General features: G+C 44.3%; 15 protein-coding genes. 13 read left to right on the top strand and 2 right to left on the bottom strand.

Annotated features, from left to right (window positions below; all coding sequences use genetic code 11):
• Window positions 1-127: 127 nt before the first annotated feature.
• On the bottom strand, window positions 128-1,603 hold the full coding sequence (locus tag BK120_RS03760; RefSeq protein WP_179089741.1) for a VanW family protein: 1,476 nt from the start codon (window positions 1,601-1,603) through the stop codon (window positions 128-130).
• Between the two features lie 278 nt (window positions 1,604-1,881).
• Between BK120_RS03760 and ftsE the strand changes: the two genes are divergently transcribed.
• The 5 genes from ftsE (at window position 1,882) to BK120_RS03735 (ending at window position 7,788) form a co-directional block, all read left to right on the top strand.
• Window positions 1,882-2,568 (top strand): cell division ATP-binding protein FtsE, encoded by a 687-nt coding sequence (ftsE, locus tag BK120_RS03755; RefSeq protein ID WP_076266167.1) that lies wholly within the window; start codon window positions 1,882-1,884, stop codon window positions 2,566-2,568.
• Window positions 2,558-3,475 carry a permease-like cell division protein FtsX gene (ftsX, locus tag BK120_RS03750; protein ID WP_076266166.1) on the top strand — a complete coding sequence of 306 codons (918 nt, stop codon included), beginning with the start codon at window positions 2,558-2,560 and terminating at the stop codon, window positions 3,473-3,475. Before ftsE ends, ftsX begins: the two co-directional genes overlap by 11 nt.
• A gap of 12 nt (window positions 3,476-3,487) precedes the next feature.
• A complete protein-coding gene (locus BK120_RS03745) occupies window positions 3,488-4,747 on the top strand; it encodes a murein hydrolase activator EnvC family protein (protein ID WP_256710788.1) in 1,260 nt (419 codons plus the stop codon).
• A gap of 182 nt (window positions 4,748-4,929) precedes the next feature.
• Entirely contained in the window at window positions 4,930-6,387 is a 1,458-nt protein-coding gene (locus BK120_RS03740) for a S41 family peptidase (RefSeq protein WP_256710787.1), read from the top strand.
• A 105-nt stretch (window positions 6,388-6,492) separates the two neighbouring features.
• Window positions 6,493-7,788: a PDZ domain-containing protein gene (locus BK120_RS03735; RefSeq protein WP_076266164.1), complete on the top strand. Its 1,296-nt coding sequence runs from the start codon at window positions 6,493-6,495 to the stop codon at window positions 7,786-7,788.
• Window positions 7,789-7,874: 86 nt separating this feature from the next.
• On the opposite strand, the gene BK120_RS03730 is transcribed toward BK120_RS03735, so the two are convergent.
• Window positions 7,875-13,040: a SpaA isopeptide-forming pilin-related protein gene (locus tag BK120_RS03730; protein WP_076266163.1), complete on the bottom strand. Its 5,166-nt coding sequence runs from the start codon at window positions 13,038-13,040 to the stop codon at window positions 7,875-7,877.
• A 445-nt stretch (window positions 13,041-13,485) separates the two neighbouring features.
• Between BK120_RS03730 and BK120_RS03725 the strand changes: the two genes are divergently transcribed.
• The 8 genes from BK120_RS03725 to BK120_RS03690 all read left to right on the top strand — a co-directional run bounded on the left by BK120_RS03725 (window position 13,486) and on the right by BK120_RS03690 (window position 26,744).
• Window positions 13,486-14,646, top strand: coding sequence for a response regulator (locus BK120_RS03725; protein WP_076266162.1), 1,161 nt, complete (start codon window positions 13,486-13,488; stop codon window positions 14,644-14,646).
• Window positions 14,647-14,870: 224 nt separating this feature from the next.
• A complete protein-coding gene (uvrB, locus tag BK120_RS03720) occupies window positions 14,871-16,871 on the top strand; it encodes an excinuclease ABC subunit UvrB (protein ID WP_076266604.1) in 2,001 nt (666 codons plus the stop codon).
• A gap of 19 nt (window positions 16,872-16,890) precedes the next feature.
• Complete coding sequence (gene uvrA, locus BK120_RS03715) at window positions 16,891-19,773, top strand: excinuclease ABC subunit UvrA (protein WP_076266161.1); 2,883 nt, start codon at window positions 16,891-16,893, stop codon at window positions 19,771-19,773.
• 241 nt (window positions 19,774-20,014) lie between these two features.
• The gene (locus BK120_RS03710; RefSeq protein ID WP_076266160.1) at window positions 20,015-20,923 is read left to right on the top strand and encodes a carbohydrate ABC transporter permease; all 909 of its coding nucleotides are present in this window, start codon (window positions 20,015-20,017) and stop codon (window positions 20,921-20,923) included.
• A 21-nt stretch (window positions 20,924-20,944) separates the two neighbouring features.
• Window positions 20,945-21,769, top strand: a complete 825-nt coding sequence (locus BK120_RS03705; RefSeq protein WP_076266159.1) for a carbohydrate ABC transporter permease — start codon at window positions 20,945-20,947, stop codon at window positions 21,767-21,769.
• A gap of 121 nt (window positions 21,770-21,890) precedes the next feature.
• Window positions 21,891-23,249, top strand: coding sequence for an ABC transporter substrate-binding protein (locus BK120_RS03700; protein WP_076266158.1), 1,359 nt, complete (start codon window positions 21,891-21,893; stop codon window positions 23,247-23,249).
• A 110-nt stretch (window positions 23,250-23,359) separates the two neighbouring features.
• Window positions 23,360-25,165 carry a sensor histidine kinase gene (locus BK120_RS03695; RefSeq protein ID WP_076266157.1) on the top strand — a complete coding sequence of 602 codons (1,806 nt, stop codon included), beginning with the start codon at window positions 23,360-23,362 and terminating at the stop codon, window positions 25,163-25,165.
• Window positions 25,140-26,744 (top strand): response regulator transcription factor, encoded by a 1,605-nt coding sequence (locus BK120_RS03690; RefSeq protein ID WP_076266156.1) that lies wholly within the window; start codon window positions 25,140-25,142, stop codon window positions 26,742-26,744. The genes BK120_RS03695 and BK120_RS03690 overlap by 26 nt, the downstream gene beginning before the upstream one ends.
• Window position 26,745 lies beyond the last annotated feature (1 nt).

Genomic DNA, 26,745 nt, shown 5'->3' with positions numbered 1-26,745 from the left:
CTTCGCTCTTTAGCGAATTTAGGTTTATAAAATAAAAAGCAGTTCAGCGTTGCCTTGGAGGCAGCGATCTGAACTGCTTTTTTTTGCTGTATTCGTTAGCAGCCCGCACTTTGCTTGCACCGTTCTCCTAAAAAACGCCGTCCTCAAGCAGCGGCTCTGTCGTTTGCTGTGGCGGAGTTGGCGTTGCCGACGGCCCCTGGCCGCCTTTCATTGGACCAACCTCGATGATGGTTGGCTGAGCCTTGTACGTATCGCGCGACAAGCGGTCACGGGAGATAACCTTGCCGTCACGCGTAAATGTACGGTATGTTTCTACCACAAAACCTTGTTTTCCTGATTCTACAGTAACCTTCTGGCCTGGCGATAGGCGAGAATTTGTTTTCTCCTGAATGGCAGGGGCAATCGTTTTGAGCGTTACCGATTCGATATCGTATTTTTCGTTTTCTTTCATCGTACCGAACAGCTTGATCGTCAGTTTGCGATCATCTACTGAGGTGCGAATGATGAGATATTTGCCCGTTGTGTTTTTGAAACGAAAGTTAATCGCACCACCTGCATAAGTAGCATCTTGGCCAATAGGCAAATAAGCAACCGGCAAAGAGTGATTGCGCCGCTCAACAATTTCTAGCCCTGCTCGAAGAATAGCGTTATAAAGTGTACTTGAGACTTGGCAAATACCGCCGCCAATACCTGGAACAAGCTTGCCGTTCAAAATAACGGGCGCCTCGCGATACTCATATAATTCCTCTGCTCTCGTAATGAGCTTGTCATAATCAAATATTTCATCTGGCGCAAGCACCCAATCATTGAGCGTTTTTGCCGTTACAGTCACGTTATGGGCACGTCCTTCTGCGCTCGTCCTGAAATCAGTGGAAAATGATATGATTTTTCGCTCAATGCCTTCAGCCTTCAATTTCTCAAGCGTCACTTCCGGATGAATGACGGTAATTGGCAGCTCAGCTTCAAAAGCCTTCTCAACAGGTGCTCCGATATTCTCCCTTTTTATGATAACCCAATCATTTACCTGATCGGTAAGCTTTCCAGTATCCAAGCGAAAAGCATCAACATGCGGCTCGTAGATGACTTGGTCGGTATCTGTGATCCTTCGGACAGCATTTTTGGTAGCACTCTTTTCAATCCAGCTCCACTGCTTGCGAAGTGCGGCATCAAAGGCGTCTGAATTCCAAGCTTGCGAGAGCTCATATTGCTTGGGGAACTGATAGCGGTAAACGGCACGATCCCATATTTCACCTTCGTCCAGTTTCAATAATGCCTCGCGAATGGTTTTGAATTCCGCTTTATACCCAAGCTCGTTTACGGTCCACTGCTTGCTGTCGCCAGCATTAGCAGCCGCATGAATGGTGATGGTGCGCTGCTGCAGCGAGCTCTCATATTCCTCAAGCAGCTTAAGGGCATCTGTTACTTGCATGCCGCCAACAACGATGCCGCCGGCATCAACCCCATCAGGAACTGTTTTTTGCTGTGCATAATTCCAAATAAAGCCCCAACCTACTGCTGCAATAAGAAGCAGCGATGCTGCGATGATAATGCCAATATGGATACGTTTTATGATACGAATCACTCCTTTCTGCGTGTCAAGCAAAAACGCCTTCGGCGACCTCAGGACGCTGAAGCGGTTTTGACGGTGAAATATAAGCCCTTTATAAGCTAACAAACTTATAAATGCTTATATGTTAAAAAAGCAGTCTTATATGTATATGCGGCTTACTCTGCAATTTTGTCTAATACGTACTAGGAGGTTGATTCGACAATTGCTTCGATTATGAGATTTGTGAAAAATGAGGAAAGCGAGCTCCTTATGAAGGAATTCAGCACAAACTGTCGAAATAGTAGTACTGACTATAAACAGGATGTGATAATGTGATTGAGATGCAAGACATATGGAAAACGTACACCGACGGAACGCATGCGTTAAAAGGCGTCTCTGTTCGTATAGATCGCAACGAGTTTGTTTATCTAGTAGGACCATCTGGTGCAGGTAAGTCAACATTTATGAAGTTGATCTATCGCGAGGAAGTACCAACAAAAGGACAGATTTCTGTTAATGGATTTAATATAGGAAAGTTGAAGCCGCGAAAAATCCCATTTGTTCGACGAAATATTGGCGTTATTTTTCAGGACTTTAGACTATTACCCAAATTAACCGTATTTGAAAACGTTGCATTTGCCATGGAGGTTATAGAAGCCCCAACCCGCGTCATTAAGAGGCGAACGATGGAGGTGCTTGAGCTCGTAGGACTGAAGCATAAGCATGCAAGCCTGCCGGCACAGTTGTCGGGCGGTGAGCAGCAGCGTGTATCGATTGCACGAGCGATTGTAAATAACCCATCTGTTATCGTAGCGGACGAGCCCACAGGTAACTTGGATCCTGAAACGTCGCTGGGCATCATGAACTTGCTTGAGGAAATCAACTTCCGCGGTGCAACCATCGTAATGGCTACCCACAATAAAGATATCGTTAACTCCATACGCAAGCGCGTCATTGCAATCGAGAACGGCAATATCGTACGTGACGAGGCTAGAGGGGAGTACGGCTATGAAGCTTAGAACTATACTCCGTCATCTGCGAGAAGGCGCCAAAAACATCATTAGAAATGGCTGGATGTCGTTTGCTTCAGTAAGCTCGATATTTATATCCTTGTTCATTCTTGGCGTGTTTTTATTGCTCGCACTCAACGTCAATTCCATGGCGGCACAGATCGAGAGTCAAGTGCAAATTCGCGTGTTCCTACAGCTAAATGTAGACAAAGCGAAGATAACAGAGCTTCAGAACAAAATCGGCAATTTAACAGAGGTAAAGCAAGTAACATTTGTGTCTAAAGCAGAGGGACTAGAGCTGCTTCGTAAAAACCTTGGTGATGAGAACAAGGATTTGCTGGATGGTTATGAGAAGGAAAAAAATCCGCTGCCGGATTCGTTTACGGTAGAGGTTTATGAGCCGCAATCGATCGAGGATGCAGCAAAACAGATCGATGCGATCAATAAAGCAGATGAGCTTATACCGATTGCCAAAATCAAATATGGACAAGGCACGGTGGAGACTCTTTTCAAAATTACAAATGCTTTGCGTTACATAGGTATCGTCGTTGTTGTAGGTCTATCCGTAACAGCAATGTTCTTGATCTCGAACACGATCAAAATGACCATTATCGCAAGACGCAGAGAAATTGGCATTATGAAGCTGGTTGGCGCGACGAATTCTTTTATTCGCTGGCCGTTTTTCATTGAAGGTGCACTGATTGGAATTATTAGCTCGGTTATTACAACGGTAGCTGTGCTTGCAGGTTACTCACAGCTTGTGAAATTTACGCAAATGGAATTATCGCTAATGATGATTAAGCTCGTCACGGTAGAGGAGTCAGGAATGCTGACTGCCACGCTGCTCATCGTACTCGGAACATTAATCGGCATTTGGGGCAGCACGATCTCGATACGCAAGTATTTGAAAGTGTAGGAGGATGCGAAAGTGAAGAAGAGGAAATGGCTGTTATTCACAGTTACGATGATGCTTGCGGTATTTGTTATGCAACCAACAGGAGGAGAAGCTGCTTCTCTTAGCGAAATAAAGAAACAAATAGCGGCCGCTAAGGCGGAAATGAAGGAAGCGGAGCAACGCGCAGCTAAAGCTGAGCGCCAAGCCGCTAATGCTCATAATCAGGCTAAGACAGCAGAGAATGAGAAGGTAACTATCCTTGGGAAAAAAACAGAAGCGGAAGCTTCTATCGCTAATTTGATGGCAGAGATCGATAATGTCGTCATCAACAAAACAAAGATGCAAGCACAAAGCGATGCGAAGGAAGAAGAACTGCTGCAAACCGGCCTTGAGCTGGAGCAAGCTGAAGAGCGTGTAGTGACACGCGATGAGCTGCTGCAATCTCGCATGCGTCTTATGTATACGAACGGTTTTGTATCATATATGGACGTACTACTGAGTGCGACTAGCTTTACAGATTTTATTGATCGATTCGATGCTCTTCAATCGATTCTGTCGCAGGATCGGGATATTTTGGCGGAGCAAAGAGAAGAGAAGGAGCTTGTTGCTCAGAAGAAAATAGAAGTAGAGAAGCAATTTGCTGAAGTGAAAAAGATTTATGAGAAGCTGGAGCAGTACGAAGCTCATTTAGTGAAGAAAGAGCAAGAGAAAGAAGTTATGATAGCCAGCTACAATACTAATATCAAACAACTGGATAATAAGCTGGTACAAATCGACTCCACGCTAGAGGAGCTCGAGGGCATCAGCAAGGAGCAAGAGGAGCTGCTTATGGCGCTTGCTGCGAAAGTATCGAAGTTGAATGCAGAGAAAAACAAAATATCGAATCCGTATACGGGCGGTAAGCTGGGTATGCCGATTAGAGATAACTATCGCGTAAGCTCAAGCTTTGGCACACGGGTTCATCCGATTACAGGTAAAACACACACCCATACAGGAACGGATTTTGCAGCACCGCAGGGAACAGATATTTTCGCAGCGGAAGACGGTGTTGTACTCGTTGCCCAAAAGTGGAGCACTTACGGAAATTGTGTCATTATTGACCATGGTAATGGCTTGTGGACGCTTTACGGACATATTCGTAATGGTGGAATCAAAGTTGAAAAAGGCGAAACCGTCAAGAAAGGCCAGAAAATTGCTGAGGTTGGTAGTACAGGCAATTCAACGGGGCCACATTTACATTTTGAAGTGCGTAAAAACCAAACTCCTGTTAATCCAGGCGGATATTTAAAATAGGCAATCTTTCATAAAATACATCAAGAGGCAGCCCCTGTGGCTGCCTTGTTTAAAATCAAACATAAAATAAATGATAAAGTGATCATTTTTACCGAATAATGCAAATAATTGTAAGCGGCTTGTCATATACTAGTGTGGTCTTAAATCTAAGACCGTGTAAGATGAGAAGGTGGTGTAGACAGGTGCATTTCAAAGGACGGACAGTATTCGCGTTCGTTATGCTAACGATGATTGCATCCGTACTCGTTACGCTAACGATCGCGGACCAAATGATTAAACCGGACAAGCCAGCAGCGCCTGCTCTTTCAGCAGCGGCAGCTGATGACGGTGATCGCTTCAGGCTTAAAAAAGAAGAGCTGACGAAGCTTAATGCGGTGCTGGAATTAATTGAAACAAAATATTATCAGAAGGTCGATCGCATGGAGCTGCTTGATGGTGCTGTAAGCGGAATGATGTCGTCGCTGGATGATCCCTATTCCGTTTACATGGAGAAGGACGTAGCTAAGCACTTTTCGGAATCGATCGAAGGCTCGTTTACAGGTATCGGAGCAGAGGTTACGCTTGAAAATGGACGTGTTGTCGTCGTTTCTCCGATTAAAGGCTCGCCGGCAGAACGTTCCGGCCTATTAGCGAAGGATATTTTGCTTTCGGTTAACGGCGCGAAGCTCGATGGACTGAATTTGCAGGATGCGGTAGCGAAGATTCGTGGTCCAAAAGGAACCAAAGCGAAAATTCAAGTACAGCGTGTCGGTTTTTCTGATCCGATCCAGCTCGTGCTCATTCGCGACGATATCGATGTGGAAACGGTATATGGCAGCCTGCAGCCGGACGGTACAGGCGTCATTGAAATCAGACAATTTTCACTGCATACGGCAGAGCGGTTTAAGCAGGAGCTCGCGAAGCTGGAGGAGCAAGGGATGAAGGGGCTTGTTCTTGATGTACGCAACAATCCTGGGGGCGTTCTTCCTGTTGTTGTAGAGATAGCCCAAACCTTCCTAGCCAAAGGTACGACAGTCGTACAGGTAGAGGATCGTGAAGGAAACCGGGAAAAAACGCTGTCGAAGGGACAAGAAAAAACGTACCCCATAGCGGTTCTTATGAATAAAGGGAGCGCAAGCGCATCGGAAATATTGGCAGGAGCTTTGCAGGAAAGCGCGGGAGCGAAGCTCGTTGGCGAAACCTCCTTTGGCAAAGGCACTGTGCAAGTAAGCTACAACAAAGCGCTTGGCGATGGAAGCCTGCTCAAGATGACCATAGCCAAATGGTTAACGCCTAAGGGCAATTGGATTCATGAAAATGGCATAAAACCCGATCTTACAGTGCAGCCGCCGGATTTGTATACCGTTGCAAGACTTACCCTTTCCGAAACGTTAAAGCAGGATATGCTGGGCGAACAAGTACGGAGCGTTCAAATTATGCTGCATGGTCTTGGATACCAACCAAAGCGTGAGGATGGTTACTTCGGAGCGGAGACGGCAGAGGCCGTTAAGAAATTCCAATCCGAGCATAGCTTGCCGGCCACGGGACAGGTCGATAAGCAAACGGGTGAAACGCTGGAGAAGGAAGTCATTAAATGGATTCAGGATAAAAAGAATGATAAGCAGCTGCTTGAAGCAATTAAGGCTGTAGGCAGGAAATAATACGCGCATGTCGAATGAATAAGAGGTTGACTCTGTTTAACAGGGTCGGCCTTTTATTTTTTTATGTTTATAAGGATATGGGGAACGAGCGAAGGAGTGTTAGCTTTGGAAACGGCGATCGAGTTATTGGAAATGCTCGGGCAAGCGGCTGTCCAATTAGTTGCACAGCCATTTTATTATATTGCGGTGTTATTCATCATTTTACAGTATACAAGGCAAATACGAGTGGAGAGGCAGATGTTTGCAGTAAAGCTGCATCATTGGCCAAGCTTGGTTTTTAAGGCGATGTTAACGGGTCTTTTGATTGGTGTGGCGGTTTCCATTGCAGGAGCATTCGTTGGCGTATCGTTGACTGGAGAAGCTGTTCTATGGCTTTGGGCAGTTGCGGCTATCTTAATGCTGATTCGAATTAGATACTTATGTTTTGCGTACAGTGCAGGGGTCATTACTCTTCTTCAGTGGCTGCTCGGGTGGACAACGCTTACGGAGCGGACGGATTGGCTCGGGTCATTGGCTGTCTCCCTTGCAGGTATTGATGCTGCTGGTTTGCTTGTGCTCGTTGCGCTGCTTCATCTTGCAGAAGCCGTTCTTGTTCGCTGGCAAGGTGATCGATTATCGACGCCATTATTTCTTGAGGGTAAACGTGGAAAGCTCGTTGGCGGCTATATGCTGCAGGGCTTTTGGCCAGTTCCGCTGCTTATGCTGGTACCGACAGGGGCGAGCGGATCATCTATGACGGCATTGCCGTGGACACCATTATTTGGAGCAGATTGGTCGCAAGGCTGGTCGTTTGTAGCGTTGCCTATGATTATCGGATTTACGGAAATGACACGTTCTTTATTGCCGCGTGAGAAAGCGAAGCATGCCTCGAAAGGGCTGCTGCTGTACAGCATATGCTTAGCTGGCGCAGCAATTCTGGCTTGGTGGCAGCCTATGCTGCTGCCGCTTGCTGCACTGGTTTCACTGCTTTTGCATGAGGCCATTATATGGAGAAGCCGGGCGAGAGAAGCGGCTTTATCGCCATTATATGTGCATGACTCACGCGGGCTGCGAATATTAGGAATCGTGCCTGGCACTCCAGCGGCATTAATGGGGCTTTTGACAGGCGAGATTTTGCACAAGGTTAATGGTGTGCGTGTGCGGACAAAAGAAGACCTTTATGAAGCGCTTGTTCAAAACTCCGCATTTTGCAAGCTGGAAGTATTAAATCTTGAAGGCGAATTAAAATTTGCGCAACGGGCGCGATTTGCTGGTGAGCACCATCAGCTCGGGGTCATTCTAGCTCCCGATGAACAAGCCAACTATTATGCATCGGCTGGGCCAGCGTCCTTGCTGCAGCTGCTGCGCAGCTATCATGCTTCTAATCGGCGCGATGCGCAGGCGGAGAGAATGGACAGCTAGTTATAGCTCGAAATAAAAAGGCTCGAAATAACAAAAAGGTGAATCAGGATGTTCCTGATTCACCTTTTTTGCATCGTTTTAGTCACTTAGCGTCTTGTTCTTCTTTTGACCACAATTGTCGATACACCAACAACGATCATTGCTAGGCCGAGCAGCTGCATAAGCAGGTAGCTGTTCTCGCCTGTTTTAGGCAATACCGGTACGTCTGGTGTTGTGATTCCGCCGCGAGGCGGTTCCTCTACATCGATTTCGAAGAAGATTTCTTCTTCATTGCCATCTTTATCTTTAACGATGATAGAGAATGTATCTTTTCCTTTAAATCCAGGGTCAGGAGTGTAAACCCATTTTCCATCTGGTGTAATGACAACTTTACCATGATCAGGCTTTACGCCTCCAACAGGCACGCTGCCATCAGGGACTTCCACTTCACCTTCAACTGGTTTGTCTACTTCCGTAACTTCCTTTTCTGTAGAAGTAGTCGGCGCAGGCGTCGCAACTGGTGTTGTTGTCGGCTTCGGCGTAGTTGTTGGTTTTGGTGTCGGTGTCGGTGCTATCGTTGGCGTCGGTGTTGGCACGATTACTTTGTTGTTTTTAACCGTGACCGAATTTCCCGATATAGAATTAATGGTGACACTTACTTCGCCGCTGCCGATTATGCTGTAACCAGCAGGTGCTGAGATTTCCTTCAATACATAGTTTCCAAGAGGAAGTCCGGTGAAGGTTACTTTGCCATTTGCAGCCGTCGTTTGTTTGCCGTAGCTCACATTAGAGCTGCTGTACAATTCAAAGGTAGCGCCAGCAAGAACGATTGTTATATTCGCACTGTCTACTTTGGTTACTTCCAACCTGCCAAGAGGATCTCTTGTATTTTTGATCTCTTTTGATACAGCAGGCGCATTGATCGTAACGTTTACTTCGCCATTGCCAATCATGCTGTAGCCGGATGGAGCTGAGATTTCCTTCAGCACATAGCTGCCGTAAGGAAGATCTGTGAACGATATTTTACCGCTAGAAGACGTTGTTTGTTTGCCTAAGCTTACATTAGCGCTGTTGAATAGCTCAAACGTAGCACCAGCAAGAACGACCGTAGTATTATCGTAATCTACTTTAGTGACTTCCAAGGTTCCGAGCAGCTTAGCATTTTTCACTTCTTTGCTTACAATAGAGGCATTAATCACAACGCTTAATTCACCGCTGCCGATGATGCCATAGTTGACAGGCGCTGAGATTTCTTTCAGCACGTAGCTGCCATAAGGAAGACCAGTGAAAGATAGTTTGCCGGTTGAATCCGTTGTCTTTTTGCCTAGGCTGACATTGGCGTTGTTGAATAGCTCAAATGTAGCTCCAGCAAGGACAATGGCAGTATTATCATTGTCTACTTTCGTTAACTCCAAGGTTCCGAGCAGCTGAATATTTTTAACTTCTTTTGATACAGTAGACGCATTAATCGTAACATTTACTTCACCGTTGCCGATGATGCTGTAGCCATAGGGTGCCGAGATTTCCTTCAGCACGTAGCTGCCGTAAGGAAGAGCCGTGAATACTGCTTTTCCGTTTGCAGCCGTCGTTTGTTTGCCCATGCTTACATTAGCGCTATTGAAAAGCTCGAACGTAGCTCCGGCAAGAACAGTTGACGTATGATCATTGTCTACCTTGGTTACTTCAAGGCTGCCTTCTAGCTTTTCATTTTTCACTTTTTCAGATACTACAGCTGCATTAATGGTCACATTCACTTCGCCGCTGCCCATTATTTTGTAGTCTGAAGGTGCTGAAACTTCTTTAAGTACATAAGTGCCGTAAGAAAGGCCAGTAAAAGATACTTTGCCGCTAGTGTCTGTCGTCTTTTGACCCAAGCTTACATTGGCACTGTTGAACAGCTCGAATGTTGCTCCTGAAAGAACGATTGCAGGATTTGCGCTGTCTACTTTAGTGACTTCCAAAGTACCAAATAGCTTTGTATTTCCCACTTGTTTCGTAACAACAGAAGCATTAATCGTAACATTCACTTCACCGTTTCCGATGATGCTATAGCCGGCAGGTGCTGAAACTTCTTTCAGTACATAGCTGCCATATGGAAGGCCAGTGAAAGTTGCTTTGCCGTTTGCGGCTGTTGTTTGCGTACCTTGGCTTACATTCGCGCTATTGAAAAGCTCGAACGTCGCACCGGCCAGAACAGTTGCTGCATTAGCAGAGTCAACTTTCGTTACTTCCAAGCTGCCTAAAAGCTTCGCATTTTTGATTTCCTTCACGACAGGAACGGTCGTTGAATTGATCGTTACCTCGTAGATGCCTGTACCATCAATTGCGTAGCCAGCTGGTGCACTTTTCTCTTTCAAAGTGTATTTACCGTAACGCAAGCCGTTATATTCAAGCTCGCCATTAGCGTTTTTAGATGGTGCGATTACGCCGCCGGTCGAATTGCGAGTTAGTTCAAAAACAGCGCCGGACAGCTTGAGCGTTGGATCATCTTTGTCAACTTTAACTACCTTTAAATCGCCTTTATAGATACTGCCAGTGCCTTCTCCGCCGGATAATGCTATTTTCACCTCTGTCGCATTGTCAACGGGCTTGGAAATACCTCCAGCACCAGTGAAAGTAACCGTATTTGAAATGGTTTCTTTGTCTTTAGCATCAATAATGGATTGGTATTCAAGAATATAAGGCTTGGATATTTCATTGTTGAAGCTGAGCTCAAATGTCTCATCGCTTGAAATAGCTGGATCCGTATTTTCCTTGAAGGTTAGTTTATAGCCATGAACCGGATCTGTAGGGCTAATAGCCGAACCGGTTTTGGTTACATTGCCGTTGCTATTTACGCTTGTAAGATAGAGCTTAAATGATTCTTTGACAAGCGTTTGTTTTTTGCTAGGCACATCATAAATTTTTGCTTCGTCAACAGTGGACTGACCGCGGTTAATATAAATCGTCCAATTGACGGAGTCATCGTTTTGCTGACCTTCTTTGAAAACATATTCACCGGCTTTTGGTATCGTCACGGAAGCAGTAAGATCCTTCGTTGTATAACCAGTACCGCTTAAATAAGCATGATTGTTAATTGTTTTTTCCGTTGCGCCAAGCACTTTTCCATCCACATCCGTTTTGAATGTGATGAGGTAAGGCTCAGTAATTGGATTAGTAAATGCAATCTGCCATTGGTTATTGTTGGCGGTCGTTGGAAGTACAACGCTGTAATTGCCTGTTGGAACAACGAGTGCACCAGGGGTCGTAGAGCCATTGCTGTTGACAGTCAGCTTGCGTACTTCAATCGATCCAGCCACGAGCTGTTGTACCGATTCCAGCGTATCTGTTACGACGGCATTGGCAATCGTTTTGCTATTGTAGTTAATGCCAATGTTCCATGTAATTTTTTTGTCTGTGGCATTATAGCTGCCATTCTTATAGCCGTTATCCTGTGTGTTCTTATTAGGCGTAAAAGTTGACGTTTCGGATTGATTTTTCTCTGATCCAACAGCAGTCTCTTTCCAGATCAGTTTGCCCGTATTTTTGAAAGAGAAATTTGTATTAGAGAAATATGCTCCATCTGTATAGTCATACTTTGTTGTATATGTGATAGTGTAGGTAGCATCGCCATCTGGAAAATTGATTTTGAAGCCGTTTGTAGTGTCAGTTGCACCGGCTGGATCATACGTGATGGTATAAAGCGGACTATTCACGACAATACCATTTTGCTTGACGACCAAGGTGCCAGGTACAAGCTTTAAGCCGCCGCTGACGAAAGTATCTTCAAATTTCAGACCAAACAAATTATATTTGTCTCTATTGATTTCAACATTCCAGTCTATCGTTCTATCTTTGTAGTTAGCATTACTATTTGTTTTATGCAAAAAGTGCTGCTTAACATCTACGGTGACCGTATTGGATTCTTTACTATCCGAATAAACCGTATTTTTAATTGCTTTATCGTCATACAAATTGCCAGCTGGCTTGGTTTGGTACGTTATTTTATAAGCGCCAGTGATTGGGTTATTGAAGGACAGCTTAAAACCGTTCTTGGTGTTTTGATTTTTGGGATGACTGCTTACATCATAGTCCAGAGTATAGTCAGTCGACGGTATTTCAGTTCCTGGCGTGCCAGCAACCGGATCGGCCACAGGGAATACTTTAATGGAACCTGGTACAAGCTCATGGCCTTTATCGAACAAATCAGTCAAAACAGCGCTTGCTATCGTATCTTCGCCAAAATTGTATTTAATGGTCCAATCGATGACTTGAGCAGCTTCATTATATGTACCTGATTTCTCAAGCAGTTTGCCGCGGCTGTTCGTTATCGTGTCTGAAGCAGAAACATCGGTAATATTGCTGCCCTTTAATGTAGCGGTATTTTTGAAGTTTGCTTTTGTAATGTCGGTAACTGCTGTATCAAATACAATGCGATAAACCGAATTTATATTTCCTAAGTCTAGCTGCAATTTATTATCAGGTGAAGCGGGTGCAGTCACTTGATAGTCAGCAGGTGCATTTTGTAGTATTGGATTAGACAGGACACCATCGGTGTCTGAAGTCATTTTGTAAACCTTCAGCGAGCCTGGCGTGAAAGTCAGACCAGCAGGAATCGTATCGGTGACAACGGCTCCTTTAACTTTTTTGAGATCCTTGTTCACATCAACTGTCCAAGTGATATTCTCAGCATTAAAGCTCTTATCCGGTGTTCCCTTTTTGCTAATTGGAGATGTCACACCTTTAGGTGCAATCGGAATGGTGATGGTATCGCCGATATTAAATTTAATAGGTACTTCTGTTTGGTTGCCGACGCTTTGTTTCGTAAAATAGTTCCAAAAGCTTAGGGAACCAGAAACAGGTGTGCCGTCGTTAATCTCCTCGTTAAACTTAAGCGTAACGGTTTTTCCAGTTACCTTATATGTTCCTACGCTAGGATCAGCGCCTTGCAGCGGTCTTTCAGTAAGATTGCCGCTGTACATTTCAAATTGAGCGGGCAGTTCGAACTCAAACACATCGTCTTTTTGATAGGTATGACCTGCAGGAAGCTCCCAATCGTAGTTTAAAGTGAGTACCTGACCAAGCTCTACACGAATATCAGGGTTAACATAGTATACTGAATTATAAACAGATGCGATGACTGTACTTGGCTTTTCTTTATCCGTCAGCTGCATTTTGGTAATAAGGTTGGTAGAAATAGCAGCTGCCTCTACCGGCTTCAAAACACCGGCAAAGTTTACGTATTGAAAAATTAGCAAAAAAGCGATCATGAGTGCGGTTGTCTTTTTTCTCATTTCTTGGTATCCTCCATCTTAAAATGCTCGAGTATTCATTTATTTCTAGTTATTTGGAGCTAGCAGCAAAACATCATTCCTTTCTTTATTAAAATGAGCTTCATGTAGTGATCGGCCTGCTGTTAGTTGGGGGAGTTATGTATATAAGGGTGCTTTGCGAGAAAAGCGCCGACCTGACAGAGAGGTAGGAGTGCTTGATGGCATTTTTGGTTAAAAATGCATGATAACCGTACACGATTTCGGCATATTACGATCTATTCCAACATAGTTCTTATTCTATAGAACAGTACTATACAATTTCTGAACAAGTTAGGTCTTTTTACTCATATATAGTTACAAAAGCATGAATGATTTTGGGAAAAAAGCCGATATGAAAATAGATAAACGAAAATTTCTAATTGTAAACAAATTTGGATGATTGTGAACGTGATAGGAGTGTAGAAAAATGAGGGTTCTTGTAATTGATGATGAAAGACTGGCTCTCGTTCAACTGGAGCGGGTGCTCCGCCAATCGATGGAAATTACGAGCATTGATGTGTTTCAAAATCCAAAACAAGCAGTGGAGCAGGCGATTGAGCTGCAGCCTGATGTTGTTTTTCTAGATATCCATATGCCTGAATTATCTGGCATTCAAGCAGCAGAGCTTATTCAAGAGACATGTCCGCAAGCAGATATCGTTTTTGTCACGGCGCATGATGAATACGCGATAAAGGCATTTGAGCTGAATGCAGTTGATTATTTGTTAAAACCGCTTCAGAAATCGCGCGTGGAGATAACAATTGAACGTTTATTGAAGCGCAGGAGCACAAAACCGTTGTCGAAAGAAATCGAGAAGCAGGAGCAGACCGTTTATTGTTTTAAAACGCTGCGATTTCAATCCTCCCATGGACAGCCTCCAGAGCTGCCGAAATGGCGAACGGCTAAAGCCCAGGAGCTTTTTTGTTATCTGCTGCATCACCGCGGGCAAATTGTACACAAGTCGATACTGCTCGATTTATTTTTTCCGGAGATGGATATGAAGCGTGCGATGACACAACTGTACACGGCTATCTATCAAATTAGGCAATGTCTTCAGAAAATGAACATGAACATAACGATTCATAATTCCAGTATTCAAGAAGGTTATATTCTCGATTTGGGACAAGTCGTTCTAGATTTGGAGCAGTGGGAGCAAGGAATGGTTAAGCTTAGCGGTTCGATTTCTGAGGATCAGGATCAGGCATTGCGGCTGCTGGGTGAATATGAGGGCGACTATTTACAGGATTATGGATATCTATGGGCGGAGTATGAGCGAGAGCGTTTGCGTCAGTTATGGCTGAGTTTGGCGAGGATGTTAGCTGCTTATTATTTGGAGCGCGGCGATCCAACAAGCGATGCATTGCAATTGTATGAAAGAATACAAACGTTGGACCCTTACGAGGTGGAGGAGGGGCTGATCGTGATGAGGCTTTATGATGAGCTGGGCTGTTACGATAAGGTGACTTTCCACTATGAGCGTCTTCTTCAAACGATAGAAAATGATTTGGGACTTACCGTTCCTTTGCAGGTGACGGAGTGGTACAAGCAATGGCAGGAGAAGAAAAACGGCAAGGAAATGCTTTTATGAAAGAGGAACAACAGCATAAATGAGAATACATCAGCACAGGAGAGCAACTGACTATGCTGTACGTATTCTTTTTTTGTTTTCCGACGTTGCGCGACTTTAAGGATAACGTTATAATAGATGGGAACAAACATTCTTATTTTGAAATATCAGATGAAATGAAATGACTATATTTGACTATAATGATAAGAGCATATATTTCGGAATGATGGGGGTGGATGATAGGCGTGAGTGAGCTCGCAAAAGAAACAAGGCTGTTTGAGTTAAAATCGGATTATACGCCGCAAGGCGATCAACCAAAGGCAATCGAACAGCTTCTAGAAGGTATTCATGCAGGAAAGAGACATCAGACGCTTCTGGGAGCAACGGGTACAGGCAAGACGTACACAATTGCGAACATGATCGAGAAGCTAAACCGACCAACGCTTGTAATTGCCCATAATAAGACGCTGGCAGCACAGCTGTGCAGTGAGTTCAAAACTTTTTTCCCTGACAATGCAGTAGAGTATTTTGTGAGCTACTATGATTACTATCAGCCGGAAGCATACATCCCCTCAACCGATACGTTTATTGAGAAGGACTCCAGCATAAACGATGAGATCGATAAGCTTCGACATTCAGCGACGAGCTCTTTGTTTGAACGCCGTGATGTGATCATCGTAGCGAGCGTTTCCTGTATTTACGGTCTCGGATCTCCGACGGAATACGGAGGCCTCGTGCTTTCGCTCCGTGTAGGGATGGAGAAGTCGCGGGATGCGATTCTGCATAAGCTGGTCGATATTCAATATCAACGCAACGATATCAGCTTTACGCGCGGAACGTTCCGTGTTCGCGGCGACATTGTTGAGATCTTCCCAGTCGCCAATAATGAGCGGGCTATTCGTGTAGAGCTCTTTGGTGATGAGATTGAGCGCATTTCAGAAATTGATGTGCTCACCGGCGAAATCATTGGCGAACGCGATCATATTGCCATTTTCCCTGCTTCTCACTTCGTTACTCAAGAAGAGACGATGAAGGTAGCACTCGTCAATATTGAGAGGGAGCTGGAGGAACGACTCGCCGAGCTCCGCGAAGCAGGCAAGCTGCTCGAAGCGCAGCGGCTGGAGCAGCGAACGCGCTATGACTTGGAAATGATGGCGGAGATGGGCTTTTGCTCAGGCATTGAGAACTATTCAGGACCGCTCACTTTCAGAGAGCGAGGGGCAACGCCTTATACGCTGCTTGATTATTTCCCTGATGATATGGTTATTGTTATTGATGAGTCCCATGTATCGCTGCCACAGATTCGAGCGATGTATAATGGTGACCGGGCGCGTAAAGAGATGCTTGTTAATCACGGCTTCCGCCTTCCGTCAGCGATGGATAACAGGCCGCTGCGCTTCGAGGAGTTCGAGGCGAAGGCCAAGCAGCTCGTTTATGTATCCGCAACGCCAGGTCCTTATGAGATTGAGCATACCGACAAAATGATTGAACAAATTATTCGTCCTACAGGTCTAATTGATCCGATTATTGATGTCCGCCCAACGAAGGGACAAATCGATGACTTGCTGAACGAGATTCGGGATCGCATTGCGAAGGATGAACGGGTTCTTGTTACAACGCTGACGAAGAAGATGTCAGAGGATTTAACCGATTATATGAAGGAGATAGGCATTAAGGTAAGGTATCTCCATTCCGATATTAAGACGTTGGAGCGATTGGCCATATTGCGTGACCTTAGGCTCGGCGTTTTCCACGTGCTCATTGGAATCAACCTGCTTCGAGAGGGCCTCGATTTGCCTGAGGTATCGCTCGTTACGATTCTCGATGCGGACAAAGAAGGGTTTCTTCGCTCGGATCGCGCGCTTATTCAAACCATTGGACGTGCGGCGAGAAACAGTGAAGGGCGCGTCATCATGTATGGTGATAAGATTACCGATTCTATGGATCGCGCGATCAAAGAAACGGAGCGTCGTCGTACCATTCAGCTGGCATACAACGAGAAACACGGCGTTACGCCACAAACGATAAAGAAAAAGGTTCACGATGTAATTGAAGCGACGAAGGTAGCCGAGCAGAAAGCCGACTACTTAACCGGTGCTGGCGTGGACAAAATGACCAAGAAAGACCGTCTGGCGCTTGTTCAAAGGCTGGAAGCGGAAATGAAAGACGCAGCAAAAAACTTGCAGTTCGAACGTGCAGCAGAACTGCGGGATGCGCTGCTTGAACTGCGTGCCGAGATGGGCTAAGAAGTAGGAGGAGAAACGATTGGCTAGCGATAAAATAATTGTGAAGGGCGCTCGCGCCCATAATCTAAAAAACATTGACGTCACGATACCGCGCGACAAATTTGTGGTACTGACGGGGTTAAGCGGCTCCGGTAAATCTTCACTTGCATTTGATACCATCTATGCAGAGGGACAGCGTCGTTACGTTGAATCATTATCCGCTTATGCACGCCAATTTCTTGGGCAAATGGAAAAGCCGGATGTTGATTCTATTGATGGGCTTTCACCAGCTATATCTATTGATCAGAAGACAACAAGCCGCAATCCGCGTTCTACGGTCGGAACGGTTACTGAAATTTATGATTATTTGCGGCTCTTATTTGCCCGTATCGGCAAGCCGCATTGTCCAGAGCATGGGATCGAAATAACGTCGCAGACCGTTGAACAAATGGTTGACCGAATTATGGAATACCCGGAGAAGACGAAGCTGCAAATTTTGGCTCCGCTTATTTCAGGCCGCAAAGGCGAGCATACCAAGCTGCTCGCAGACATTCAGAAGCAAGGTTTTGTTCGTGTACGCGTGAATGGTGAATTGCGAGAGCTCAGCGAGAAGATTGAGCTGGAAAAAAATAAAAAGCACAGTATTGAAGTGGTTGTCGATCGTATCGTCGTGAAATCAGATATTCAAACGAGGCTGGCGGATTCAATCGAAACTGCACTGAAAATATCTGAGGGCCGCGTGCTCGTTGATATCATCGATCAGGAGGAGCTTCTATTCAGCTCGAATCTGGCTTGTCCAGAATGCGGTTTTAGTATCGAAGAGCTGGAGCCGCGCATGTTCTCGTTCAATAGTCCTTACGGGGCATGCCCGGATTGTGATGGATTAGGCATGAAAATGATCGTTGATCCAGATTTGCTCGTACCTGATATGAGCAAGTCGATTGCGGATGCTGCTTTCCTTGCTTGGGCGGGCAGTACGTCAAATTATTATCCGCAGTTTCTAAGTGCGGTTTGCGTGCATTATGGCATACCGCAGGATGTTCCGGTATCCGAGCTTGAGCCGGAGCAGATGAAGAAGATATTATATGGAACAGGCGGAGAGCGTGTTCGTTTCCTATATGAGAACGATTTTGGTCATCGTAAAGAGGCCTATGTTCCATTCGAAGGTATCGTTCATAACCTTGAGCGGCGTTATAGAGACACCGCATCGGATATGATGCGCGAGCATATTGAGAACTATATGAGTGCTAAGCCATGTGCAGGCTGTAAGGGACAACGTCTTCGCAAGGAAACATTAGCGGTCACGATCAACGCGCAGCATATTTCCCAAGTTACCTCCTTATCTATTGGAGACGCACAGCGGTACTTTGATTCGTTAAAATTGTCTCAGAAGGAAATAGCAATCGCAAACTTAATCTTGAAAGAGATCAACAGCCGACTAGGTTTCCTTGTGAATGTAGGATTAGAGTATTTGTCATTAAGCCGCGCAGCGGGTACACTGTCGGGCGGAGAAGCACAGCGTATTCGATTGGCAACGCAAATCGGCTCAAGCCTTATGGGCGTCCTTTATATATTGGACGAGCCAAGCATTGGGCTGCACCAAAGAGATAATGATCGCTTGATTGAGACGCTTGAGCATATGCGCAACCTTGGAAATACGCTCATCGTCGTTGAGCATGACGAGGATACGATGCTGGCAGCCGATTATATTATCGACATCGGGCCTGGAGCGGGTATACACGGAGGCATGGTCATTGCAGAAGGTACGCCAGAGGAAGTGATGGCGAATGAAAACTCATTGACGGGTCAATATTTGAGTGGACGCAGGTTTATTGAAGTGCCTTCCGAGCGCCGCAAGACGAGCGACAAATGGTTAGAGGTTCGTGGCGCGAAGGAAAACAATTTAAGAAACGTAAATGTAAAGATTCCACTTGGTGTATTCTCAGCGGTAACCGGTGTTTCGGGTTCTGGGAAGTCGACCTTCGTTAATGAAATTTTGTACAAAACGTTAGCGCGTGATTTGAACAAAGCGAAGACGCGTCCTGGACAGTACAAGGAAATGCGAGGCATCGAGCATTTGGAGAAGGTCATTGATATTGATCAATCGCCAATCGGCCGAACGCCAAGATCTAATCCAGCTACGTATACCGGGGTATTTGATGATATCCGTGATTTGTATGCGAGTACGACGGAATCGAAAGTACGCGGCTACAAGAAGGGAAGATTCAGCTTCAATGTGAAGGGCGGACGCTGTGAAGCCTGTCGTGGAGATGGAATCATTAAGATTGAGATGCATTTCCTTCCTGATGTCTATGTGCCTTGTGAGATTTGCAAAGGTAAACGATATAATCGAGAGACGCTGGAAGTGAAATACAAAGGTAAAAATATTGCGGAAGTGCTGGAAATGACCATTGAGGACGGCTGTTCATTCTTCGAGAACATTCCTCGTATTCATCGGAAAGTACAGACGCTGCTTGATGTTGGTCTTGGTTATATGAAGCTGGGTCAACCAGCTACCACATTATCAGGTGGTGAAGCGCAGCGCGTTAAGCTGGCTGCTGAGCTTTATCGTCGTTCCACGGGCAAGACGCTTTACATTTTGGATGAACCAACAACGGGCTTGCACGTGCATGACATCGACAGATTGTTGACCGTTCTTCACCGCTTGGTTGATTCAGGTGAATCCGTACTCGTTATTGAGCATAACTTGGACGTCATTAAGACGGCGGATTATTTGATAGATCTAGGTCCAGAAGGCGGCAATGGCGGCGGTATGATTGTGGCAACAGGCACGCCGGAACAGGTTATCAAAGTTGAGCAATCGTATACGGGCAAATATTTAAAACCGATCCTTGAGCGTGACCGCGAACGTACAACAGCACGTCATAAAGAGAATCTAAAGGTTGCTGCGGCAGCCGAATAATGAAGTGAATAGAGGGAGCAAGCTGAGTATTTACTCAGTTTGCTCCCTCTTTTTTTTTGCATATTTTCAACCTAAATTTAATGAAACAACGATTAAGAATAAACGAAAGAAATTCTGCTTAAAAAACGTGTGAACAGATAAAAAGTAAAATATGTTCCAAAATACAAAGATCTAATTCTTATGAGCCTCCCGTTTTTTTTCTAAAATGAAGCATATAAACAAAGTTTGAAGGAGGAGCTTCATGAGACAGAAAAAAACGTTAGTCCAGCTCAGTATGGGAGCAAGGGAGCAAATTGCAGGCTATTTATTCGTTGCTCCTTTAATGATCGGACTCGTTGTACTTACATTGATTCCTGTATTAGGATCACTGCTGCTCAGCTTTACGAGTTGGAATTTTGTTGCGGGAATTGATGCAATAAAATTTGTAGGTTTTGATAATTTTGAACGGCTGTTTAATGACTCTGTTTTTATGAAAAGTTTAGTAAACAATCTCATCTTCATTATTACGGTGCCCATTACGATCGTACTGGCATTGGTGCTGTCGATCATTATTGATAAGCATGTGTACTTGAAGGATATGTTTAAAGTCGTTTACTTTTTACCGTACATTTCAAGTGTTGTGGCTGTAGCTATGGTATGGCAGGTGCTCTTCCATCCTTCGTATGGACCGGTAAACAATTTCTTAATTTCGATCGGATTCGAGAATCCACCGAAGTGGCTGGCCGATATCGACTATGCGATGCCATCGTTGATGATGATTCAAATTTGGATTCTGCTCGGCTATAACATTATTATTTTCATAGCTGGCTTGCAGGGCATACCGAAAGATCTTTATGAAGCAGCTGACATTGACGGTGCGAATACATGGACTAAATTCCGTAAAATTACAGTGCCTTGCATATCGCCAACTACGTTCTTCCTGCTCGTAACTGGTATTATTGGTACTTTCAAAATTTTCGATTTGATTCAAGTGTTAACACAGGGTGGTCCCGCTAACTCAACGACCGTTATCGTATATGAATTATATGACACGGCATTCAATCAATTAAAAACAGGCTACGCATCGAGTATGGCTCTCGTACTTTTTGTCATTTGCCTAGCTATAACGGGCTTGCAGATGCTCGCACAAAAAAAATGGGTGAATTATTAATTCAGGAAGGAGGAATTGGCAATGAAAAATGTGAATGTGTCCAAAATCGTATGGACAATTATTATGGCAGCCTTCGGCATGATGTCGCTGCTCCCATTCTTGTGGATGCTGACCACCTCATTCAAGCCGGAAGCAGATGTTTTCAACTTTCCAATTGAATGGATTCCAACGAAGTGGCATCTGATCGAGAATTACAAACAAGTGTGGACAGGAGGGTTTCTCCGGTATTACACGAACTCCATATACATTACTTTAACGACAACCGTGATCAATGTATTCGTATGTGCACTGGCAGCGTTCGGCTTCTCTAAACTGCGTTTCCGAGGCAGAGACACGATGTTCCTTCTTGTTCTTGCCTTATATATGGTGCCGCCACAAGCGTCGTTGGTACCGCAATTCTTATTGTTTAACTGGTTGAACCTCATCGATACGCATATTGGTCTTATTCTTATTAACAGCTTTAGTATTATTGGAGCGTTTATGCTCAGACAATTTTTTATGGGCGTAAATAATGAATATATGGAATCAGCGCGTATGGATGGTGCAGGCCATTTCCGTTCCTTTTTTCAAATTGCGCTGCCGCTCATTCGTCCGGGTCTAGCGACCTACGCGATTCTGCGATTTATATGGACATGGAATGATTACCAGTATCCGCTTATCTTTTTGAAGTCGAAGGATCTATTTACGATTCAGCAGGGCATTAGGCTTTTTGGAGACCAATATGGTGATATTTACTCCCTTATGATGGCTGGCGCTGTATCAGCGATTGTTCCTTTGCTCATTATTTTTGCGATTGGTCAAAAACAGGTTATCGAAGGCATTTCTCTTGGCGGTGTAAAAGGGTAACAAAGTCAAAATAGTTTCTCTTCAGTAAAATATGGGAACTTCGAATCAGAAATGAACGTGGTAGGATTTGTTTGTAGACGTTTTCATAACTAGTCGTGTTATAAATATTAGGAGGGTTACGATGAAAAAGAGATTATCGATGATGTTATTGGGGTTAGCAGTATTCGCATCGGCTTGTTCCGGGGGCAATAATGGTGGAAATTCAAATGCTGGCGGCGCGACAAACGCGACTAATGCTCCAAAAGAGCCAGCAGCAGAGCAAGTAACACTGAAGCTAAGCACGTGGCAAACGGACGGCAAGGCAAAGTGGACGGAAGTTATTTCGGCTTTTGAAGAAAAACATCCGAATATTAAGGTAGAACTTGACCTCTTGAATGAAAAAGGCGATTCCATTGCTTCCATGCAAAAGCTGGATCTAATGGCTGCATCCAATGATCAGCTTGATATTATCGAATTGCCTTACACGAACTATTCACAGCGCGCCGATATTGGATTGCTCGAGCCTTTGGATAGCTATATCGAAAAGGATGGCTATAAATACGAAGACGAGTACCTTGTAGACACGAAGGTAAACGATAAAATTTACGCTTTGCCTTCCTCCATGCAACGTTGGTTCGTGCTACTAAATAAAGAAATGCTCGACGAGGCTGGATTGCCTGTTCCAACGGACTGGACTTGGAAAGAGTTTATGGAATATGCGCAAAAACTAACGAAGGGCGAAGGAACAACGAAACGTTATGGAGCTTATTTGCATAACTGGCCGGATTACTTCCAGCTGCAAATGATGAGCAAGCCTTCGGAAAATACATTCCTGAAAGCGGACGGCACATCCAATGCGACGGACCCTGTGCTTAAAGCTAACTTGGAAATGATGAAAAAAATGATGTACGAAGACAAGAGCGCTAATATGTACGAGGATATTATTTCGCAAAAGCTTGCTTACCGTAACCAATATTTCAACGGTCTAGCTGCAATGCTGCCGATGGGTGACTGGATGGTAGCTGAGTCCGGAGGTACGGATGCCATTCCAGCTAATTTCGTAACTGCATTCGCACCGCTTCCGAAATTGGATGGCGAAAGCAAACATTATTCCCCAGTACAACCGACTTATATGGGAGTTGCGGCGAAATCGAAAAATAAAGAAGCGGCTTATACCTTTGTAAGATGGTATACCTCTGAAGGTCTTGCTGTCAGCGGCCGTGTATTCTCCGGCTGGGCGAAGTCTGATTCCAGCAAGCTTATCGATACCATTGTGGCGGCTGCAAAAGATCCTTCAAAAATCGATGTAGAGTCATTGAAATACACGATGAGCACTACGGTTCCAGGAAATGCGCCAGTACCTGCCAAATATGCAGATGAAGCGAAAAATACAGTTATTCCAGAAGCGGAATTGTATATCTTAGGCAAACAAGACGTGGATACAACGATTGCGAACATTGATAAAAATATCGCAGAGGTTGTTAAGAATAACGGAAATTAATGACGAGTTTTATTGAAATTGATCTTTCGTATTAAAGGGCTTACAATGTTTTGGGACAGAAAGAGCATCAATTTCTGTCCCTATTCTATTCAGATATGAGGCCTGCACTTGTGTTAAATCGACAAGATTCATTACGGATGAAATTAGTTTGGTCAGCGTTGATTTGTTTTGTCATTCCGCTAGCGGTTATTTACCTCGTCACCAACTATTTAACAAAAGATATTATTTTGGACAAAGTGGTCATGAATGCGGAAGATTCGCTCAAGGTTGCTAAATCAGAAATTAACAGCGTGTTTGAGCAGACATTGAATTTATCGAATTTTGTGTTAATGAACGCTGAAATACGTCAAATGCTAATGGTCAACAAAGCTGAGTTAACGCTGCAGGAGCAAAAGCAGGAATATGCGGTTAATTTCAGTAAGCTGTCACGAATTTTGGATGATCTTTTTATTCAGAAAAATGATTTTCAAGTTACGATTTTAGGGGTGAAGGAACCCTTTTATACAAACTATTCACACAGTGATTTGAACCCGAGATTGTGGTATGAGAGAAAATGGTTTCATCAATTAAATGAGCTGCCGATATTTTCTACCTATTGGCTTGGCGAACAAATTCAAACAGACAAGATGACGACAAATTACGTAACGATGGGAAGACCGATCAAGAAGACGGCAAGTATTCCAATTGGCTATATGATCGTTAATATAAATGAGCGCTTAATACGCCCCTATCTTACAACAAACGAAAATCAGGAAATGTTTTTGTTAGACTCAAGCGGCGTCGTGATCTCGCAAGCGAACCCATCCAAAATAGGAGAAAAGCTGCTTTGGTGGAAGCCGGAGGGAATGGGCCGGACGATCGAAATCGAAAGAAAAAAATATGTTTATGTCGAGCAAAAATTAGAGAGCAACGATTGGCGAGTCGTTAGCCTTATTCCAATGTCTGCGGCCATTGATAAGAACAAACAGGTGTTGTTCGTTAGCTTCATCGTTCAAGCCTTGTTCTTCTCGTTATTTTTTGTGCTGTTGACGATCCGAATATCTGCGTTAACGAAGCCTATTCGTGATTTAAGCGTGTTTGTTACGAAAATTGGACGTGGTCAGCTCGACGAGCGCAATAATATACGCGGGCATAACGAGGTCGGTCATTTAGCGAAAACGATAGATTTTATGCTGGATCGCATTCAAGAGATGTTCGAGCAAATTACATTAGAGCAGGCGAAGAAACGAAAAGCGGAGCTAGAAATGCTTCAGGCTCAAATTAATCCGCATTTTATGTTCAATCTGCTCAATTCAATAAGGCTCAATATATTGATTCAAGGGGATCAGGAGAATGCGGAATTAATCAAATCGCTTTCCTCTTTATTGCGAATGACGATTAATCGGGATAACGAGTTTATTCCTCTGGAGGAAGAGGGAGACACCGTGCTCCATTATGTGAAGCTTATGAATTTCCGACATGCCAATCAAGTAAGAGTCGCTTATAACTTTGAGGCTGGCTGCGAGCAAGCATTGGTTCCGCGATTCATGATTCAACCGTTAATAGAGAATGCGATCATTCATGGATTCGAACAATTTGACGGTGAAATATTTATCGATGCGAACAAAGAGCATGACAATGGACGTGAGCTGCTTCGAATTGTGGTGCGAGATAACGGAATTGGAATGACTAAAGATAAGCTGAAAGAGCTTCAAGCGAAAAGTGAGGATGTACGCGACCCGCAGGAAAGCGAAAATAAAAGCTTTTCGGGCATCGGCGTAAAAAATGTGTTTCAGAGGCTGCGGCTCGTTTATGGAGAGTATGTCAAAACCACAATTGAAAGCGAGTCAGGTGTCGGAACGAAGATAACATTAATATTCCCATTCGAGTGTAAGAGAGCAGGTGCGCAGCATGTTGACGGCAATTCTAGTGGATGATGATTATCCGGTAGTACGTTATCTCTCTCAAACTGTTTTGTGGCATGAACTTGATATCCATTTGATCGGCTGTTATTCAAACGGTCTTGAGGCTTGGGAGGCAGCATGCCAGAGTCCGCCCGATATTATACTAACCGATATTGGCATGCCAAAAATGAGCGGGCTTGAGATGCTTGAGAAGTTTTGTGAAATTAATCCAAAAGGCAGAGCCGTTGTTCTGTCCTGCCATAATGAATTTAAATATGCACAGCAAGCGCTGAAATTGAATGTGAAAGATTATATTTTGAAAGAAAGCTTGGATGTCGAGCAATTACAAGCCATATTGAAAAATATCGTGACCGATTTGCAATTAGAGAACAAAAAAGCGACGGATATGGTGTTGTACAAGCAAAAGAATCAATCCGCGTTTAAAGAAAAGTTTTTGAAAGACACCTTGTTTCAATCCTATTGGACAAAGGAAGCATGGTTGGAGCAAGCTCGGACGAACGGTATTTCACTCGATGCCAAAAGCTATATTCCACTAGTCGTTATTATTGATCGCATGTCGACCGTTGCAAGCAACAGGAAGTTGAACGATTATACGATTGCATTCTCCGTTGAAAACGTCCTGCACGACTTATTGGATGCTTCACGTTGGGTGACCTTTCGTTATAGTAATAAGCAGTTAGTTATTTTGTACGGCAGCAATGATCCAGCCAAAGAGCAGCAAGAGATTTATTATGCGATGCAGGAAGCTATTGCTGTTATCTACAAGTATTTAAAAATATCCGTCTCCTGTATACAAGGAAGAGAAACGAGAGGGCCAAAAGAAATGCAAGGGGTCCTGCTTCCGATGCTGAAAGAGCCGGAGCATTGCTTTTATCTCAAAGAATCGGCAGTACACAATTTCGGGGTGGTGTCATTCTCCAAAGATGATATGTATACAGAGTATTCTCAATTGTTTGCGAGCATCAATCAAAGCATCGCTTTAAATGAACCAGACGAGCTGCGGAAAAAGATTGTGGAGTGGACGCATGAGGTTCGAGCAAGAAGGTTTCATCCGAGCAACGTAAAGGAATTAGTGCTGCAGCTGCTTATGGATCTGCAAATGAAAACAAAAGTTACACTGCAGTATCACCCATTCTTATCGGAAGAGAAGCTGTACGATGCGGTGAATGCGATTGAGACATTAGATCATTTGGAAGAATGGATGATCCAGCATTTAAATGAGTTATCCAGAAGGCTAAGTATATATGCGATCAGCTCTAAACGTACGGAAGTGATCAAGGCACAGCAATTTGTTGTGTCGCATGTAACGGAGAAAATGACGCTGGAGGATATGGCCAACCATTTGAACTTGAATTCCAGTTATTTTAGCCGCTTGTTTAAAAAAGAGACAAATCAAAATTTCATCGAATATGTCAATATGGTCAAGCTTCAGAAAGCGAAGGAGCTTCTCCAGCAATCCAGCAAAAGTGTTGAAGAGATTTCCGATTATTTGGGTTATGCCAACAAAAGTTATTTCATTAAGTTGTTCAAACGTGAGATGGGCATGAGACCTAGCGAATATTCGGTTTGGAGCAAAGGTCATTTTGAGTGAA

The sequence above is a fragment of the Paenibacillus sp. FSL A5-0031 genome (assembly GCF_001956295.1).
In the GTDB taxonomy this organism is placed as follows: Bacteria; Bacillota; Bacilli; order Paenibacillales; family Paenibacillaceae; genus Pristimantibacillus.
This window is presented reverse-complemented; position numbering and strand designations above follow the sequence as displayed.